This window comes from Pantoea sp. GbtcB22 (assembly GCF_019091025.1).
Taxonomy (GTDB): domain Bacteria; phylum Pseudomonadota; class Gammaproteobacteria; order Enterobacterales; family Enterobacteriaceae; genus Pantoea; species Pantoea leporis.
In genome coordinates, this window is the sequence record NZ_JAGXKB010001130.1 from 1 (window position 1) to 207 (window position 207).

A 207-nucleotide genomic window follows, 5' to 3' on the forward strand; every position below is an offset into this window, starting at 1 on the left:
CGTCGGTTTGTTGTCGTTGGTCAGACCGCCGTTGGCAATCGCTCCCACGGTACCACCCGCCACGTTATCCACTACGCTGGTGATGGCAGGTGTGGTGCTGTTGGTGTCAACCAGAACGCTCCAGCTGTTAGACTGCGCCGAGGTGTTCCCCGCCGGGTCAACTGCCGTGACCACGAAGCTGTGGTTGCCGTCTCTCAGCGCACCCGC

General features: G+C 62.3%; 1 protein-coding gene. It reads right to left on the minus strand.

Annotated elements, in window-relative coordinates; translation table 11 throughout:
* Window positions 1-207 (minus strand): Ig-like domain-containing protein (locus tag KVT28_RS27715; RefSeq protein WP_217551581.1); only part of this gene is annotated, 207 nt, incomplete at both ends.